The organism is Streptomyces sp. NPDC091682, assembly GCF_044756625.1.
In the GTDB taxonomy this organism is placed as follows: domain Bacteria; phylum Actinomycetota; class Actinomycetes; order Streptomycetales; family Streptomycetaceae; genus Streptomyces.
The window spans coordinates 18,485-34,824 of record NZ_JBIVTH010000005.1 but is presented as its reverse complement, the minus strand read 5'-3'; the positions used below and the strand labels follow the sequence as shown (position 1 = coordinate 34,824).

Annotated in this window: 18 protein-coding genes; 12 read left to right on the top strand and 6 right to left on the bottom strand. The window is 72.6% G+C overall.

The features are described from left to right. Positions 1–71: 71 nt before the first annotated feature. The 8 genes from ACIQK6_RS13165 (at position 72) to amaP (ending at position 5,445) form a co-directional block, all read left to right on the top strand. Entirely contained in the window at positions 72–1,670 is a 1,599-nt protein-coding gene (locus tag ACIQK6_RS13165; RefSeq protein ID WP_329103396.1) for an ABC-F family ATP-binding cassette domain-containing protein, read from the top strand. A gap of 364 nt (positions 1,671–2,034) precedes the next feature. After that, complete coding sequence (locus ACIQK6_RS13160) at positions 2,035–2,256, top strand: helix-turn-helix domain-containing protein (protein WP_030010789.1); 222 nt, start codon at positions 2,035–2,037, stop codon at positions 2,254–2,256. Positions 2,257–2,414: 158 nt separating this feature from the next. Continuing rightward, positions 2,415–3,194, top strand: coding sequence for an enoyl-CoA hydratase/isomerase family protein (locus tag ACIQK6_RS13155; RefSeq protein ID WP_033220610.1), 780 nt, complete (start codon positions 2,415–2,417; stop codon positions 3,192–3,194). Between the two features lie 126 nt (positions 3,195–3,320). Continuing rightward, positions 3,321–3,752 (top strand): Asp23/Gls24 family envelope stress response protein, encoded by a 432-nt coding sequence (locus tag ACIQK6_RS13150; protein ID WP_329103399.1) that lies wholly within the window; start codon positions 3,321–3,323, stop codon positions 3,750–3,752. 15 nt (positions 3,753–3,767) lie between these two features. Then, positions 3,768–3,953, top strand: a complete 186-nt coding sequence (locus ACIQK6_RS13145; protein WP_329103401.1) for a hypothetical protein — start codon at positions 3,768–3,770, stop codon at positions 3,951–3,953. A 7-nt stretch (positions 3,954–3,960) separates the two neighbouring features. Further along, complete coding sequence (locus ACIQK6_RS13140) at positions 3,961–4,326, top strand: hypothetical protein (RefSeq protein WP_329103403.1); 366 nt, start codon at positions 3,961–3,963, stop codon at positions 4,324–4,326. Then, a complete protein-coding gene (locus tag ACIQK6_RS13135) occupies positions 4,227–4,883 on the top strand; it encodes a DUF6286 domain-containing protein (RefSeq protein WP_402694797.1) in 657 nt (218 codons plus the stop codon). The genes ACIQK6_RS13140 and ACIQK6_RS13135 overlap by 100 nt, the downstream gene beginning before the upstream one ends. A 4-nt stretch (positions 4,884–4,887) precedes the next feature. Then, a complete protein-coding gene (gene amaP / locus ACIQK6_RS13130) occupies positions 4,888–5,445 on the top strand; it encodes an alkaline shock response membrane anchor protein AmaP (RefSeq protein ID WP_402694796.1) in 558 nt (185 codons plus the stop codon). 36 nt (positions 5,446–5,481) lie between these two features. Here amaP and ACIQK6_RS13125 read toward each other — a convergent pair whose 3' ends face one another. The 6 genes from ACIQK6_RS13125 to ACIQK6_RS13100 all read right to left on the bottom strand — a co-directional run bounded on the left by ACIQK6_RS13125 (position 5,482) and on the right by ACIQK6_RS13100 (position 11,955). Further along, complete coding sequence (locus ACIQK6_RS13125; protein WP_329103408.1) at positions 5,482–6,237, bottom strand: SDR family oxidoreductase; 756 nt, start codon at positions 6,235–6,237, stop codon at positions 5,482–5,484. Between the two features lie 9 nt (positions 6,238–6,246). After that, the gene (locus tag ACIQK6_RS13120) at positions 6,247–7,038 is read right to left on the bottom strand and encodes an SURF1 family protein (protein ID WP_329103409.1); all 792 of its coding nucleotides are present in this window, start codon (positions 7,036–7,038) and stop codon (positions 6,247–6,249) included. A 165-nt stretch (positions 7,039–7,203) separates the two neighbouring features. After that, positions 7,204–7,437: a hypothetical protein gene (locus ACIQK6_RS13115; protein ID WP_030009585.1), complete on the bottom strand. Its 234-nt coding sequence runs from the start codon at positions 7,435–7,437 to the stop codon at positions 7,204–7,206. A gap of 96 nt (positions 7,438–7,533) precedes the next feature. Then, positions 7,534–8,511, bottom strand: coding sequence for a DEDDh family exonuclease (locus ACIQK6_RS13110; protein WP_329103410.1), 978 nt, complete (start codon positions 8,509–8,511; stop codon positions 7,534–7,536). 53 nt (positions 8,512–8,564) lie between these two features. Then, a complete protein-coding gene (locus tag ACIQK6_RS13105; RefSeq protein ID WP_402694795.1) occupies positions 8,565–11,153 on the bottom strand; it encodes an MXAN_6230/SCO0854 family RING domain-containing protein in 2,589 nt (862 codons plus the stop codon). Positions 11,154–11,307: 154 nt separating this feature from the next. Further along, a complete protein-coding gene (locus ACIQK6_RS13100; RefSeq protein ID WP_329103413.1) occupies positions 11,308–11,955 on the bottom strand; it encodes a helix-turn-helix domain-containing protein in 648 nt (215 codons plus the stop codon). Positions 11,956–12,079: 124 nt separating this feature from the next. On the opposite strand from ACIQK6_RS13100, the gene ACIQK6_RS13095 reads away from it, so the two are divergent. From ACIQK6_RS13095 to ACIQK6_RS13080, 4 genes are read left to right on the top strand one after another with little or no spacing between them, the layout of a single operon-like run. Then, the gene (locus ACIQK6_RS13095) at positions 12,080–12,877 is read left to right on the top strand and encodes an acetoacetate decarboxylase family protein (protein WP_402694794.1); all 798 of its coding nucleotides are present in this window, start codon (positions 12,080–12,082) and stop codon (positions 12,875–12,877) included. Between the two features lies 1 nt (position 12,878). Further along, complete coding sequence (locus ACIQK6_RS13090) at positions 12,879–13,763, top strand: SDR family NAD(P)-dependent oxidoreductase (protein ID WP_329103416.1); 885 nt, start codon at positions 12,879–12,881, stop codon at positions 13,761–13,763. 12 nt (positions 13,764–13,775) lie between these two features. Further along, on the top strand, positions 13,776–15,098 hold the full coding sequence (locus ACIQK6_RS13085; RefSeq protein ID WP_402694793.1) for an amidohydrolase family protein: 1,323 nt from the start codon (positions 13,776–13,778) through the stop codon (positions 15,096–15,098). Further along, entirely contained in the window at positions 15,095–16,318 is a 1,224-nt protein-coding gene (locus tag ACIQK6_RS13080; protein ID WP_329103421.1) for an amidohydrolase family protein, read from the top strand. Before ACIQK6_RS13085 ends, ACIQK6_RS13080 begins: the two co-directional genes overlap by 4 nt. Positions 16,319–16,340 lie beyond the last annotated feature (22 nt).

Sequence of the window (16,340 nt, the reverse complement as noted above, 5' to 3'; positions counted from 1 at the left end):
CGCGGATTAGCGGCGTCGAAGCTTCGCGTCCTGCCCCCCTTCCGCCGTCCACACCGCCCTGGAGTATTTCCGTGATCACCGCCACCGGCCTTGAGCTGCGCGCCGGCGCCCGCGTCCTCATCGAGTCCGCCTCCTTCCGCGTCGCCAAGGGCGACCGCATCGGCCTCGTCGGCCGCAACGGAGCCGGCAAGACCACCCTCACCAAGTGCCTCGCGGGCGAGGGCCAGCCCGCCGCCGGCTCGATCGCCCGCTCGGGCGAGGTCGGCTACCTCCCGCAGGACCCGCGCACCGGAGACCTCGACGTGCTGGCCCGCGACCGGATCCTGTCCGCGCGCGGCCTCGACGTGCTGATCAAGAAGATGCGCGCCAACGAGGAGCGCATCGCCACCGGCACCGGCGGCACCCGCGACAAGGCGATGAAGCAGTACGAGCGCCAGGAGACGGAGTTCCTGACCAAGGGCGGGTACGCCGCCGAGGCGGAGGCCGCGACCATCTCGGCCGCCCTGGGCCTGCCCGACCGGGTGCTCGGTCAGCCCCTGCACACCCTCTCCGGTGGTCAGCGCCGCCGCGTCGAGCTCGCCCGGATCCTCTTCTCGGACGCCGACACCCTGCTCCTTGACGAGCCCACCAACCACCTCGACGCCGACTCGATCGTCTGGCTGCGTGACTACCTGAAGACCTACCGCGGTGGCTTCATCGTCATCTCCCACGACGTCGACCTCGTCGAGACCGTCGTCAACAAGGTCTTCTACCTGGACGCCAACCGCTCCCAGATCGACGTCTACAACATGGGCTGGAAGCTCTACCAGCAGCAGCGCGAGGCCGACGAAAAGCGCCGCAAGCGCGAGCGCCAGAACGCCGAGAAGAAGGCCGCGGCCCTGAACTCGCAGGCCGACAAGATGCGCGCCAAGGCCACCAAGACCGTCGCCGCGCAGAACATGGCCAAGCGGGCCGACCGACTGCTCGCCGGCCTGGAGGCCGTCCGCGTCAACGACAAGGTCGCCAAGCTCCGCTTCCCGGACCCGGCGCCCTGCGGCAAGACCCCGCTGACCGCCGAGGGCCTCTCGAAGTCGTACGGCTCCCTGGAGATCTTCACCGACGTCGACCTGGCCATCGACAAGGGCTCCCGCGTCGTCATCCTCGGCCTCAACGGCGCCGGCAAGACCACCTTGCTGCGCCTGCTCTCGGGCACCGAGAAGCCGGACACCGGCACCGTCGTCCCCGGCCACGGCCTCAAGCTCGGCTATTACGCCCAGGAGCACGAGACCCTGGACCCGGAGCGCACGGTCCTGGAGAACATGCGCTCCTCCGCCCCCGACCTGGACCTGGTCGCGGTGCGCAAGACCCTCGGCTCCTTCCTCTTCTCCGGGGACGACGTGGACAAGCCCGCCGGGGTGCTCTCCGGTGGCGAGAAGACCCGGCTGGCCCTGGCCACGCTGGTCGTCTCCTCGGCGAACGTGCTGCTCCTCGACGAGCCCACGAACAACCTCGACCCGGCCAGCCGCGAGGAGATCCTGGGCGCGCTGCGCACGTACAAGGGCGCGGTCATCCTCGTCACCCACGACGAGGGCGCCGTCGAGGCGCTGGAGCCGGAGCGGATCATCCTGCTCCCGGACGGCGTCGAGGACCTGTGGGGACCGGACTACCGGGACCTGGTGGCCCTCGCCTGATCTGGTTCCGGTTACGGTTCCGGTTCTGATCCAGTTCCTTATGGATCATTCGGCTCACGGGTGATCCATCATCTGAGTGAGACGGTCTCGTACCGTTGCGCGTCGCACCACGGCCCCGGTCGCACTCCTCAAGGAGTGCGACCGGGGCCGTTCGTTTTCCGGTTCCGCGTCCCTGACCTGGCGATTCTCGGCGGGGGCAGCAGAGTGTGACGGAAGTCATGCAGCGGAAGAGGAGATTCCGTTCTGCTCGGGCGTCCACCGGTCGGGAAATGCCGTCGTACCGACCTTGCTGAATGGGTGGCCAGGAAGCGTGGGAGGGGTGATCATGAGAAGTCCAGAGCGCACTTCCCATGAGGAGGCACGGGTGGCCGAGACTCTGAAGAAGGGCAGCCGGGTAACCGGCGCCGCGCGCGACAAGCTCGCGGCAGACCTGAAGAAGAAGTACGACTCCGGTGCGAGTATCCGGGCGCTGGCCGAAGAGACCGGCCGGTCCTACGGATTCGTCCATCGGATGCTCAGTGAGTCCGGGGTGTCGCTGCGTGGTCGCGGAGGCGCGACGCGTGGCAAGAAGGCCGCTACGGCCTGACCCCGGTCCCATCGGTTCCAACGTTCCAACGGCTTCAAGGTCCATCATGATCCGACGGTTCCTTCGGTGACCCCCGGTCGGCGTCCGGTCGACCGGGTGGTTACTGTGCAGTCACTTAGGCCGAGCTTGCGGCCGACTGCACACCGGAGGCACGAGAGATGGCTCTGCTCGACAAGGACGGCGTACGACTTACCGTCGACGACACGGTCGCCACGGTGACACTGACCAATCCGGCCAAGCGAAATGCCCAATCCCCCGCGCTCTGGCGGGCTTTGGCCGAGGCCGGGAGGTTGTTGCCGGGCACCGTCCGGATCGTCGTGCTGCGCGGTGAGGGCAAGTCCTTCTCCGCAGGGCTCGACCGGCAGGCGTTCACCCCCGAAGGTTTCGAGGGCGAGCCGTCCTTCCTCGATCTGGCACGCGGTTCGGACGAACTGCTCGACTCCACGATCGCCGAGTACCAGGAGGCGTTCACCTGGTGGAGGCGTAACGACATCATCTCCGTCGCCGCCGTGCAGGGGCACGCGATCGGCGCCGGCTTCCAGCTCGCGCTCGCGTGCGACCTGCGCGTGGTCGCGGACGACGTGCAGTTCGCCATGCGCGAGACCAGCCTGGGCCTGGTCCCCGACCTGGCCGGTACCCAGCCCCTGACCTCCCTGGTCGGCTACGCCCGCGCGCTGGAGATCTGCGCGACGGGTCGCTTCGTGCACGCGGAGGAGGCGGAGCGCGTCGGCCTCGCCAACCTCGTCGTCCCCGCGGACGAGCTCGACGCCGCCGTCCAGGACCTCACCACCGCCCTGCTGGCCCCGCCGCGGGACGCCGTGATCGAGACGAAGACGCTGCTGCGCTCCGCCCAGGCCCGCCCCTACGACGAGCAGCGCGCCGCCGAGCGTGCGGCCCAGGCCCGCCGCCTGCGCGACCTGGCCGGTCTCTCCGACTGAGGGCCGCTGCAACGCCGGAGCCCCGGGGATGGTCGGCCAGCCGACCGGCGTAGTCCCGGGGCGCTCGCGCGCCCGGGCGCCTAACGTGGAGCGGAGTGAGTCCACCACGCACGGAAGGGACACGCGATGACCGAATCCGCATCAGGGGGCTTCGGCAAGGAGCCCGGCGACCGGGGACGCACGAGCATCGCCGACGGGGTGGTCGAGAAGATCGCCGGGCTGGCCGCCCGCGAGGTCGTCGGCGTGCACGCCATGGGCAGCGGCAGCGGCCTCTCCCGTACCTTCGGCGCCGTCCGCGACCGGGTGCCCGGCGGCGGCAAGGCCTCGGTCAGCCGCGGGGTCAAGGCGGAGGTCGGCGAGACCCAGACGGCCCTCGACCTGGAGATCGTCGTGGACTACGGCGTCTCGATCCGCGACGTGGCGCGCGCGGTCCGGGAGAACGTCATCTCGGCGGTCGAGCGGATGACCGGCCTGGAGGTCGTCGAGGTCAACATCGCGGTGAGCGACGTCAAGCTGCCCGATGAGCCCGACGAGGAGCCGGAATCCCGTCTCCAGTAGCCGAGAGGAGCCCGCATGAGCATGGCGATCGCCGGACTCTTCGCCGGCATGGCCCTGGCGTTCGCCGGCTATTTCGGCGGTTTCGGGGCCTTCATCCTGGTGGCCGCCCTCGGCGCCATCGGTTTCGTTGCCGGGCGGTTCCTCGACGGGGACCTGGAACCGGGTGACCTGTTCCGCCGCCGTGACGACCGGCGCGGGTGAGGCGCCGATGAGCAGCCCGCCGCGCCCCGCGCCGCCCCGGGTGGCCGCCGCCGAGCGCGGTGCCACCCGCATCGCCGACCGGGTCGTCGCGAAGATCGCCGCCCAGGCCGCCCGGGAGGCGCTCGCCACGGCCCCCGGCACACCCCCGCACGCCACCGTCACCGTGCACCACGACATCGCCCGGGTCCGGGTCAGCCTGGAGCTGGACTACCCCTCCGACCTGGCCGCCCAGTGCGCGGCCGTACGCCGTCAGGTGGCCCTCCGGGTCGAGGAGTGCGCGTCGATGTCGGTGCCCGAGGTGGACATCGACATCGAGCACCTGCACTCCGGCCGCTCCCGGACCGCCTCCGGGCGGGACCGGCGGCTGCGGTGACGGCCCGCGGCTCCGGCTCCGGCCGGGCCCACCGGTTCCGCTCCGCCCGGCGGGTGCCCGCCGCGCTCACCGCCCTGGTCGTGCTCGCGGTGGCGGTCCTGTTCCTGTACGACCTGGCCGCCGTACGGTCCGGCCGGCCCGGGATGAGCTGGCGCCGCGACCTCGCCGACCAGCTCGCCGTGCACACCCCCGCGGACCTGGCGGTGCAGCTGATCGCAGCAGGCCTGGTCCTGGTCGGGCTGCTGCTCCTGCTGCTGGCACTGGCCCCCGGGCTGCGCGGGATCCTGCCGATGCGGACCCCGGACGAGCAGTCGGGCGTCCGGGCCGGGCTGGGCCGCAAGGCCGCCGCCCAGATCCTGCGGGACCGGGCCATGGAGGTGTCCGGAGTCCGGTCCGTCCGGGTCAAGGTGCGCCGGTCCCGCGTCGGGGTGCGGGCCACCTCGCACTTCCGCGAGCTGGACGACGTACGGGCCGACCTCGACGCGGTGCTCGCCGTCGGCATCCAGGAACTGGGCCTCGCGCGCCCGCCGCAGCCGCGGGTACGGGTCAGGAGGTGAGGCCATGCTCGGAACGGTGAACCGGATCCTGCTGGCGGTGGCCGGAGCGGTCCTGGTGGCTGCCGGGACCGTGGTGCTGACGGGCTCGTGGCCGCTGCACGGTCGCGACGCGCCGCTGCTGAGCGAGCAGACCAGGAACCGGTACTCGCACGCCGAAGGCTGGTGGTGGTGGGCGGTGATTGCCGCTCTCGCGGTGGGCGTCCTGCTGGCGCTGTGGTGGCTGCTGTCCCAGCTCAGGCGCCCGCGACTGCAGGCGATGGTGGTGGACACCGGGGACGGGGCCTTCGCCATGCTGCGCGGGCGCGCGCTCGAGGAGGCGGTGGCCGCGGAGGCCGGCGCCCTGGAGGGGGTCGCCGGCTGCAGGGTCGCCCTGCGCGGGCGGCGCGGGTCGCCGGCGCTGCGGGTCGCGCTGGAACTGGAACCCCACGCGGTCCCCGCCGACGCCCTGGCCGCCGTGGCCGGCCCGGTCCTGACCCACGCCCGGACCTCGGCGGGCCTCCCGGAACTCCCCGCGGAAGCCCGCCTCAAGGTCACGTCCCACCGGGCCCAGCGCGTGATGTAGCGGACGTCCTGCCGATCGTGCGGGGCTCCCGGCGGGTCAGAAGCCGTGCCGGGAGCCGCCGTCGACCGGGAGCATGACCCCCGTCAAGTACGACGCCGCCGGGGAGAGCAGGAAGGCAGCCGTGCGGCCGAACTCCTCCGGGGCGCCGTACCGGCGCAGCGGGATGCGCGACTCGTGCCCCGCCCGCGCGGCCTCCGCATCGCCGGACAGGGCGTCGAGCTCGCGGACGCGGTCGGTGTCGATGCGGGCCGGAAGCAGGCCGACCACCCGGATCCCGCGCGGGCCGAGCTCCAGCGAGAGGGACTTCGCGAAGCCGGCGAGGCCCGGACGCAGGCCGTTGGAGATGGTCAGGCCGGGAATCGGCTCGTGGACCGAGCCCGACAGGACGAAGCCGATGACCCCGCCCTCGCCCAGCTCGGCGGCGGCCGCCCGGGCGAGGCGGACCGCGCCCAGGAAGACCGCATCGAAGGCCGCCGCCCACTGCGCGTCGGTGTTGTCCGCCGCGAAGCCCGGCGCCGGGCCGCCCACGCTGATGAGGATGCCGTCGAGGCGGCCGAAGCGCTCCCGCGCGGTGGCGACGAGCCGCGCGGCCGCTTCCGGGTCGGAATTGTCGGCCGCCACACCGGCCGCGTTCGGGCCGAGCTCGGCGGCGGCGTCGGCCGCCCGCTTCTCGTCCCGGCCCGTCAGGAGCACCTTCGCACCGTCGGCGGCCAGTTCGCGGGCCGAGGCGAGGCCGAGGCCGCGCGTGGCCCCGGTGACGATGTAGACACGGTCTTTCAGTCCAAGATCCATGCCGACACGCTACGCCGTCGCCGGCTCCCGCCGAGAGGCTTCGGTCCGGGCGGCCTCTTCCTCGCGCTCGCGCTTCTCCCGCCGTACGAGGACCACCCAGCCCACCGGAACCGCGCCGGCGAACAGCCACCACTGGATGGCGTACGCCATGTGGGGGCCGATCGAGTCGTGGTCGGGGTCGGCGATGGTCTCCGGGGTGCCCTCCGCCGGGACCGGATCGGTGAGCTCCAGGTAGCCGCCGAGGACCGTCCGGCCCAGGTACTCCGCCTGCTGTGCGCTGTTGATCAGCATCACCTGGCGGTCCGGCAGGCCCTTGCGGTCCTTGATGCCGCTCCCGCCGCTGGTCTCGTCGGCCTTCAGCCGGCCGGTGACCGTGACCTCGCCCGTGGGCGCGGCCGGCACCGGCGGGTAGGCGCGCGGGTCGTCGCCGCCCGGCACCCAGCCCCGGTTGACCAGGACCACCCGGCCGTCGGAGAGGACCAGCGGGGTCAGGACGTGGAAGCCGACCTTGTCGTCGCGGTCGGTGCGCATCCGGACGACGACCTCGTGCGCGGAGTCATACGTGCCGGTCGCGGTGACCGCGCGCCAGAAGTCCGCGCGGGGGACCCGGTGTCCGGGAGAGGTGAGCTCGGTCACGGGGGCCGGCTTCGCCCGCAGGTTCGCCTCGATCAGCTGGTTCTGCGCGACCCGGTGCTCATGGCGGTGGTACTGCCAGAACCCCAGCTCGATCATCGCGGGGATGAGGGCGAGGGCCATCAGGGTGAGGAACACCCACTGCCGGGTCAGCACAAAGCGGTACACGCTCACGACGGTACCCGCAGCGCGGAGGACCCCGGCGGCCGGGTGGCCGTCCGGGGTCATGGCGTACGGAACGGGACGTCGGGACGGGGTGCCGGGACGCGGTGCCGGGAACGGCTGCGGGGACCGCCCGACCGCTCGTCGGGACGGGGCCGCGGCGCGGGGGAGTCAGACGCGGTCGACGATGCCCACCTTCCCCTCCGCCCGCGCGCAGTGCGCCCCGCAGAACCACTGGCCCGCGACCTCGACGCCCTGGCCGATGATCGATACCCGGCAGTGCTCACAGACGGGCGCCATGCGGTGGATGGCGCAGGAGAAGCAGTCGAAGACGTGCACGGCGCCCTGCGCGTGCACCTCGAAGGACATGCCGTAATCGTTTCCGCAGACCTCACAACGTGCCATGGGCCGAATGCTGCGCACGGGGAAGGAGCGGAACAAGATCCGGCGGGGTGAGTCGCCGCGCCTGCACCCGCCCGGCGCAACGGCCCGCCCTCCGGCTCAGGACTCGGCCGGGGCCACGTCCCGCAGCAGCTGGGTGAAGGCCGCCTCGTCGACGACCGGCGTGCCGAAGCCCTTCGCCTTGACCGTCTTGGAGGTCGCCGAATCGGGGTCGTTGGTCACCAGCAGGCTGGTGAGCCGCGACACGCTCGTCGCGATGTGCAGGCCCGCCTCGACCGCACGGTCCTCCAGCAGCTCCCGCTCCACCGAGGTGTCACCGGAGAAGGCGATCCGCATGCCCTGCTTCAGCGGCTTGCCGTCCTCGAAGCGCCCCGGATTGGGGTGCGGACACGGCGGCCGCTTGCGCGAGGGCCGCCAGCTGCCGCCCCGGTACGAGGCCTGGTACCCGATCCTCGGGGTGACGGCGGAATCCGACCACTCCGTCAGCGGCCGGCATTCCAGCAGCGGCAGCCGCACGCCGCCCTGCGCGGCCGCGTGCAGCGAGGGGCGGAACGCCTCCGCGAGCACCCGGGCGTCGTCGAGCGCGTGGTGGGCGCGCTGCTGGACCACGCCGAAGTGCGCGGCGAGCGACTCCAGCTTGTGGTTGGGCAGCGGCAGGTCCAGTTCCTTCGACAGGGCGATGGTGCACAGCCGCTGACGGACCGGTGCGGTCACCGCGGCCCGCGCGTACTCCCGGGCGATCATCTGCCAGTCGAAGATGGCGTTGTGCGCGACCAGTACCCGGTCCGCGAGCCGGTCGGAGAACTCCTCGGCGATGTCCTCGAAGAGCGGGGCGTCGGCGAGCATCGCGCTCGTCAGCCCGTGGATCCACACCGGTCCCGGGTCCCGCCGCGGATTGACCAGCGTGTACCAGTGGTCCTCCACGTTGCCCCGGGCGTCGAGCCGGTAGACGGCGGCGGAGACTATCCGGTCGTCGCGCGCGAGCCCGGTGGTCTCCACGTCGACGACCGCGTACCCCTGTGGGTACGCGGTCGGCCACATCGTGTCTGCGGTCGTACGGTCGTCGAGCATGGTCACAGAGGATATCGGCCCCGACTGACACCCGTGGCCGCAGCGGCGCTTCCCGGCCGTCAGCCCAGGGCGGCGACCAGGTCGCCCGCCGCTAGCTGTTCGAGGCCGCAGCCGTCAACCGGCCCCGGCAGCAGCCGGTATGCGCAGCCGCTCGCGCCGGCGGGCGCGACCTCGCCGTCCACCAGCGCGAGGAACACCGACCGGCCCGAAGCCGTGGCGCCCGCGAGGGCGTCGACCTCCGTGGAGGCCAGCACGTCGTCCGGATCGCGCAGGCCGACCACCCGGGCGGCGAAGGCCGCGGCGTCCTCGCCGGAGTCCCGGCGGTAGGTCCACAGTTCGTCGGGGTCGCTCGGCCGGGGCGTACGGCGCAGCACGGCCACCTCGCGGCAGCGCGCGGCCGCGTGCCAGCCGGCCAGCTCCCACAGGGTGGTGCGGCCGGTCGAGAAGTACTGGAACAGGTCGCGGCCGATCCGGGCCAGGTCCTCCTGGTGCGCCCACACGCTGTGGTAGCCCTCGTCGTCCGGCAGGTGGACGTCGGTCCACAGGAAGCCGCGCCGCTCCAGGTCGACGAGGAGCGGCACGTGGATCCGGGAGTTGCCGACCAGGTCGTAGCGCTGGCGCACGGTCCGCGGATCGTAGCGGGCGGTGCGGCCGGCCCGGCCGGGCAGGGCCATGAACCCGGCGAAGGCATCGGGCAACAGCTCGAAGGGGATGTTGTTGTAGCTGAAGACGACCGGCATGGCGAAGCGCACACCGGAGTCGGCCAGGGCGTCCAGGTCGATGTCCACGTACTCGCTCGCCCCGTGCGGCGCCGGCGCCGAGACGAGGTCGCCGGAGTGGACGACGGCCCGGGCGCCGTACACGAGGTTCGTGAAGTCGCACAGGCCCGCGTAGTTCCAGTCGGCGTCGAACAGCACCACCGACAGGTCCAGGTCCACGCGCTTGCGCGCCGGCTCCATCCAGTGCAGGAACATGCGCAGCACCTCGCCGTCCGGCAGTGCCTGGAAGCTGCCCTTGGGGACGGTGACCAGGGCTTTGGCCGCCGCCCGCTCGGCGGAGGGGACGTGGAGGTGGGCGAGGCGGGAGTCGAGGACCGCCACGTCGTACGGGTCGGCCGCGGCCAGCCGGCGCAGCACCTCGCCCTCGAACAGCTCGCACACCGAACGGGTCACCGCTTCGGTCAGCAGGGCCCGGTCGTCCGACACGGTGAAGGAGTGCGCGACCTGTCCGCGGGGGAAGAACACCCGCCGCGTTCCGGGGAGGTGGCGGATTCGCAGCCGGCCGAGCGCGGACAACATCGGCCCGGGCCCGACCTTCGGCAGCCGCCGTGCCAATACCTCGGCGACCTGTGGCGGCAGCGTGTCGGCCGCGTACAGCCGCAGCAGGTGGTCCAGGCGGCGGACGAGCTCACCGGGCCGTTCGGCCAGTACGGCCAGGGCCCGGTCCGGATCCCCGCCGCGCAGGGCCTCCTCGGCGCGCCCCAGCCAGGTGGCCGCCCGGACCCGCGGGCCGTCGATCCGTACCGCGTGCGGGTACGCGGCCGCGGTGGCGAGCAGCGCGGCGCCGAGGGCGGTGCCGGTGGTGTCGGTGCCCCGGAGCACGGCGAAGGCGAGCGCGGCGCGCGGGTGGCGGGCGTACTGCTCGAACGGGTGCAGGATCTCGGCGGCCCGCTTCCACAGGTCCGCGTGGCGCAGGACGTCCTCGACGAGGAGCGCGGGATCGAGGCCGTCCAGGACGGCCAGCAGGTCGCGCCGCAGCGGGCGCGGCAGGGAGCGCAGGCGCGGGGGTTCCAGGAGGTCGGCCTCGCCGCCGGACCACACGGCGAGCAGCCGCAGCACGTCGGTGGCGGTGGTGAGCCGCTTGGGCAGCAGGGCCCGTACGGTCTCCCGCGTACGGCGTTCGCGCAGCAAGGTGCCCAGCACCAGGGCCTTGGTCTCCCGCACCGGTACGTCGTCCGGGAGCCAGTCGAGCCCGGCCGGCACGTGGGCGAGGAGCACCCGGGTCTCCTCCTTGTCCTGCGGGGAGAGCGGGGTGCGGCGGGCGAGCAGCTTCCCGAGGGCGGTGACGGAGTCGGCCGCGCGGTCGGTGCCGAAGGACAGCAGCCGCAGCGGGCCGCCTCCGGAAGGGACCTCCCCCGGGTGCGGGGACGGCCGGATGAAGGGATCGGCGGCGTCGAGACGGCGGTGGCAGATCGGGCAGCCGGTGTAGTCGGCGCCGTCCCAGCAGGTCCGACAGACCAGGTGGGCGCAGGGGGCGACGGGGTGGACGCCGCCGACGGTCCCGCACAACACGCACGGCTGGTCCGGCCACTGCAGGAGCAGGGTCAGGACGCGGTCGATCCACAACGCGTGGGTGTCGTCGGGCACCGAGGCCGGGAACGAGCGGAACAGCGGCATGTGGGTGCGGTCCGCTCCCAGCAGGATGTCGATGTCCCGGATCAACTGCGCGCCCGCGGCGGCGAGTCCGGTGGGTCCGAGCCAGGCGAGCGCCGAACGCAGCGGGACCGTCAGGGCGTAGCCCCGGTCGAGCAGTTCGGCCTCCAGGGCCGTCAGGCCCTCGGACGTCGACGGGTCGCCCGGGCGCGGCCCGGCCTGGTCGACGTAGACGGTGTGCAGACGGCGCAACAGGACGGTCGACAGTTCGGGCAAAAGGGGGAGTCCTCCGGAACCGGAAAGAAGAGGGTGGGCGGGGACGGAGAGGGGACGCGCTACGGGTCGTCGTAGGAAGGTGAGAAGGAAGCACGTCGCGGAGCCGCCCCCGCGCCGCAGATACAACCACGGGCCCGGGAGCGCGCCAAGCGATTTATCGCGGCGGGGCCGCGTCGGCCGCCGGGTGCGGTGCGAGCAGGGCGTGCACCAGGGCCCGTACGGACAGCAGGAACAGTCGGTCCGGGTCCGCCGGGCGGGCCAGGGCGCGGGCGAGGGCCGGGTCGTGGGGGGCCGCGGCCGGGTCCCAGAGCTCGCTCTCGGCCGGGGACTGCGCGGGGGCGCGTTCGCGGTTGCGTTCGACGAGCAGGTACCCGACCACCTGGAACTGCACGGCGCGGACCGCGTCCGCCGCCCGGGCGCCGCGCAGCCCGGCGGCGTGCACCTCGTGGACGAGTGCCTGCTGGGCGGGCAGGAACATCCGCTCGGTGAGCCCGCGCTCGTGGACCATCGCGATCAGGTGCGGCCGGGTCCGCAGTTCGCGGCGCAGGATCCGGGCCACCGCCAGGATCCGGTCGGCGGGGGTGCGGCCGGTGGGCCGGATCGCGCCCATCTCCTCCACGGTCCGCTGGACGAGGGCGTCGAGCAGCGATTCGCGGTTGCCGACGTGCCAGTAGATGGACGTCACGGCGGTGCCCAGTTCGGCGGCGAGCCCCCGCATGGTGAGCGCGGCCGGACCGTGCTGCATGACCAGGGAGGCGGCGGCGTCCAGCACCTCGTCACGGGTGAGCGTGGTTCTGGCCACGGCGTCCACCACCAATCTGTTGGACCGTCAATTCTGGTGCGTGCAGGGGGCTTTACCCTTCATCGGCAGCGGTGTAACTGTGTTACAGAATCGACTCCCCCCGAGCCGAGGGATGGTGCGAGACATGGCACGCGTACGGTACGGAGCGCGGACCGAGGCCGAGATCGCGGCGTCGCGCGAGAAGAGTTCGAAGCTCCCCGACATCTGGTCCACCGGCGTCGTAGCCGTCTGGGAGAGCGACCCCGACGTGGTCGCGGCGGTCCTGCCGCCGCCGCTCAAACCGGCCGACCGACCCTTGGTGCGGGCCAACATCAGCAAGGTCGACCTGCCCGGCTACCCGCTCGGCGCCGGCTCGGTGGCCGTCGCCGCCCAGCACGGCGGGGTCGAGGGCTGGTACCCCCTGGTCATGCCGATGACCCTGGAGCGGGCCCTGACCGGCGGCCGCGAGGTCTTCGGCGAGCCGAAGAAGCTCGGCGAGGTCACCGTGGAGCGCGACGGCCTCGTCGTACGGGCCGCACTCGCCCGGCACGGGATCGCCTTCGTCGAGGTGCGCGGGGCCGTGGACCGCGCGCTGCCGCTGCCCGAGCCCACCCAGAAGATCGACTTCTACTTCAAGTTCCTGCCCGCCGTCGACGGTTCCGGCTTCGACGTGGACCCGGTGCTCGTGCACTGCACGCGCAACGAGAAGGTCCGCAAACTGGAGCACGTCACCGGGGACGTCGTGCTGCGCGAGTCGATGTTCGACCCGGTCGCCGACCTTCCCGTCCGCCGGATCGTGGAGATCACCATCGGCGAGAAGACCACCGACCAGAAGGGCCGCGTCGTCGAACGGGTCAGCGCCCAGGCCCTGCTCCCGTACGTCCACCAGCGCTACGACGACCCCATGCAGATCCTCGACGGACCGCCCGAAGGGAGCCTGTGAGATGCGGCTCGAACCGGGACAGGTGGCCGTCGTCACCGGCGCGGCCAGTGGCATCGGCCTCGCCATGGCCCGCCGCTTCGCCACCGAGGGACTGAAGGTGGTCCTCGCCGACGTCGAGGAGGCCGCCCTGCACAAGGCCGCCGACGAACTCGTCGCGGACGGGGCACAGGTCCTCGCCAGGGTGGTCGACGTCAGCGACCGCGACTCCGTGATCGCGCTGGCCGACGCCGCCTACGAGACCTTCGGCGCCGTGCACGTGCTCTGCAACAACGCGGGCGTCGGCTCCGGCGCCGAGGGCCGGATGTGGGAGCACGAGCCCAACGACTGGAAGTGGGCCTTCTCCGTCAACGTGTGGGGGGTCTTCCACGGCATCCAGGCCTTCGTCCCCCGCATGATCGCCGCCGGCGGCCCCGGCCACGTCGTCAACACCTCCTCCGGCGACGGCGGCATCGCCCCGCTGCCCACCGCGTCCGTGTACGCCGTCACCAAGGCGGCCGTGGTCACCATGACCGAGTCGCTCTACGCCCACCTCAAGGCGGAGGGCGCCGCCGTCGGGGCCTCCGTCCTCTTCCCCGGACCGCACATGCTGCGCACCGGGCTGTGGGAGTCACACCGCAACCGGCCCGAGCGCTACGCGAAGGAACGCCCGCGCAAGGCTCCGTACCGCAACCTCGACCAGTACGAGGCGGCGATGCGCGAGGCCGGCCACGAGGTGCGGTTCACCCCGGTCGAGGAGGTTGCCGAGCACGTCGTCGACGGCATCCGCGCCGACCGCTTCTGGATGCTCCCGCCCGGCGAGCACAGCGACCGGCAGATCCGCGCCCGGTCGCAGTCGATGCTCGACCGGACCAACCCCGGCTACCTGGAAAGCTTCATCCTCGACTGAGGGGCGTCTGTGGTGAGTACGAACGAAGACCGGCCCGGAAACCCGACCGAAGGCCGGACCGAAGACCCGTACCTGATCATCTCCTCCGACTGCCACGCCGGCCTGCCCACCGAGCAGTACCGGCCCTACCTGGACTCCCGCTTCCACCCCCAGTTCGACGAGTTCCTCGGCGAACGCGACGCCCGCCGGGCGGAGGCCACCCGCCTCGGCGTCCGCAACGAGGCCTTCGCCGAGAAGTGGTTCCACGACCACGAGGAAGGCCTCAAGGGCGGCTGGGACACCGGGCAGCGGCTCAAGGAACTCGACGGCGACGGCGTGGCCGCCGAAGTCGTCTTCCCCGACGCGGACGCCGTCGACAGCCAGACCGCAGCCCCCTTCGGCGTCGGCCTCGGCCTCTCCGGCGACCAGGACCCCGAGCTCGGCATGGCGGGCGCGCAGGCGCACAACCGCTGGCTCGCGGAGTTCGTCGGGCAGCACCCCGAGCGGCACTGCGGGGTCGCCCTGCTCCCCATCACGGGCGAACCGGAGAAGGTCGTCGCCGAGATCCACCGGGCCAAGGAGTCCGGGCTGGGCGCGCTGATGATCCCCGCGATGTGGGTGGACAAGGCGCCGTACCACGACCGCCGCTACGACCCCGTCTGGGCCGCGGCCGCCGAGACCCGGATGCCGATCGTCACCCACTCCGGTTCCTCGCCGCGCCACGAGTACGGCGACCACCTGGGCATCTTCGTCTCCGAGGTCACCTGGTGGCCCGCCCGACCGCTGTGGTTCCTGCTCTGGTCGGGGGTCTTCGAACGCCACCCCGGCCTGAAGTTCGGCGTCGCCGAGGCGGGCTGCTGGTGGCTGCCCAACCAGCTGTGGTTCATGGACCGGCTCTACCTCGGCGCGCACGGCGGCAAGAAGCTCTCGCCGTTCGAGGAGCTGAAGCGGCCGCCCAGCGAGTACCTGGACCGTCAGGTGTTCATCTGCGCGACGAACACCAAGCGCCGGGAGCTCGCGCAGCGGTACGAGATCGGTGTGGACAACATCCTGTGGGGCTCGGACTTCCCGCACCCCGAGGGCACCTGGCCGAACACCCGGGCCTGGCTGAAGAACACCTTCCACGACATTCCGGTCGTCGAGGCCCGCCGGATGGTCGGGCTCGCGGCGGCCGAGGTCTTCGGCTTCGACACCGCGGAGCTGGCCCCGATCGCCCGCCGGATCGGCCCCACCCCGGCGGAACTGGGCCAGTCCCCGGACCAGGCGGCGGTGGAGGCCTCCTGGGCCCGCTCCCGCGAGGTGGGCCGCCACTGGCTCACCGACCACGACTTCCCGGTCCTGGGGGTTTCGCAGTGACGGGCGACGACCGCTACACGGTGATCTCGGCGGACTGCCACGCCGGCGCCGACCTGCTGGACTACAAGCCGTACCTGGCCAAGCGCCACCACGAGGACTTCGACGCCTGGGCCGCCACGTACGTGAACCCGTACGAGGACCTCCTCGCGGACACCGCCGACCGCAACTGGAACTCGGCGCGCCGCCTCGCCGAACTCGAGGCGGACGGCATCGTCGCGGAAGTCCTCTTCCCGAACACGATCCCGCCGTTCTTCCCCAAGGCCTCCCTGATGGCCCAGCCCCCGACGGCCGCCGAGTACGAGCTGCGCTGGGCGGGGCTGCAGGCCCACAACCGCTGGCTGGCGGACTTCTGCGCGGACGCGCCGGGGCGGCGGGCGGGGGTCGCGCAGATCCTGCTGAACGACGTGGACGCGGCGGTCGGCGAGATCCGCCGGGCGCGGGCGGCCGGCTTGACGGGCGGCATCCTGCTGCCGGGCGTGCCGCCCGGCTCCACCGTTCCCGAGCTGTACTCCGCCGCCTACGACCCCATCTGGGCGGTGTGCGACGAGCTGGACGTCCCGGTCAACCACCACGGCGGATCGGCCTCACCACCGCTCGGCGACGAACCGGCGGCCCGGGCCGTCTTCATGGTGGAGACGACCTGGTTCTCGCACCGCGCCCTGTGGCACCTCGTCTTCGGCGGGGCCTTCCGCCGCCACCCGGGCCTCAAGCTGGTCCTGACGGAGCAGGGCTCCGGGTGGATCCCCGGCGTGCTGGAGATGCTGGACTACTACCACGGCCGCCTGGTCGCGGCATCGGCCACGGCCGAATCCAAGTTCGGGGCGGGCCTCGCGGAGTCGATGGGCCGGGGCCCGAGCGAGGTCTGGCGGGACAACTGCTTCGTGGGAGCGAGCTTCATGCGCCCCCACGAGGTCCCGCTGCGGGAGCGGATCGGCCTCGACAAGATCATGTGGGGCAGCGACTACCCGCACGACGAGGGCACCACCCCCTTCTCCCGCGAAGGCCTCCGCATCGCCTACGCGGGCCTGCCGCGCGAGGAGGTCGCCGCGATGGTCGGCGGCAACGCGGCCCGCGTGTACGGCTTCGACCTCGCCCTGCTGGACGCGGTCGCCGCCAAGCACGGCCCGCTGGTCTCGGAGATCGCGAAGCCCCTGACGGAGATCCCACCGGGAGCCACCAGCCCGGCCTTCGCCCGGGGGAGCTCGGTCCGGGTCTGGTGACACCGGCTCCCGCCGGGGCGGC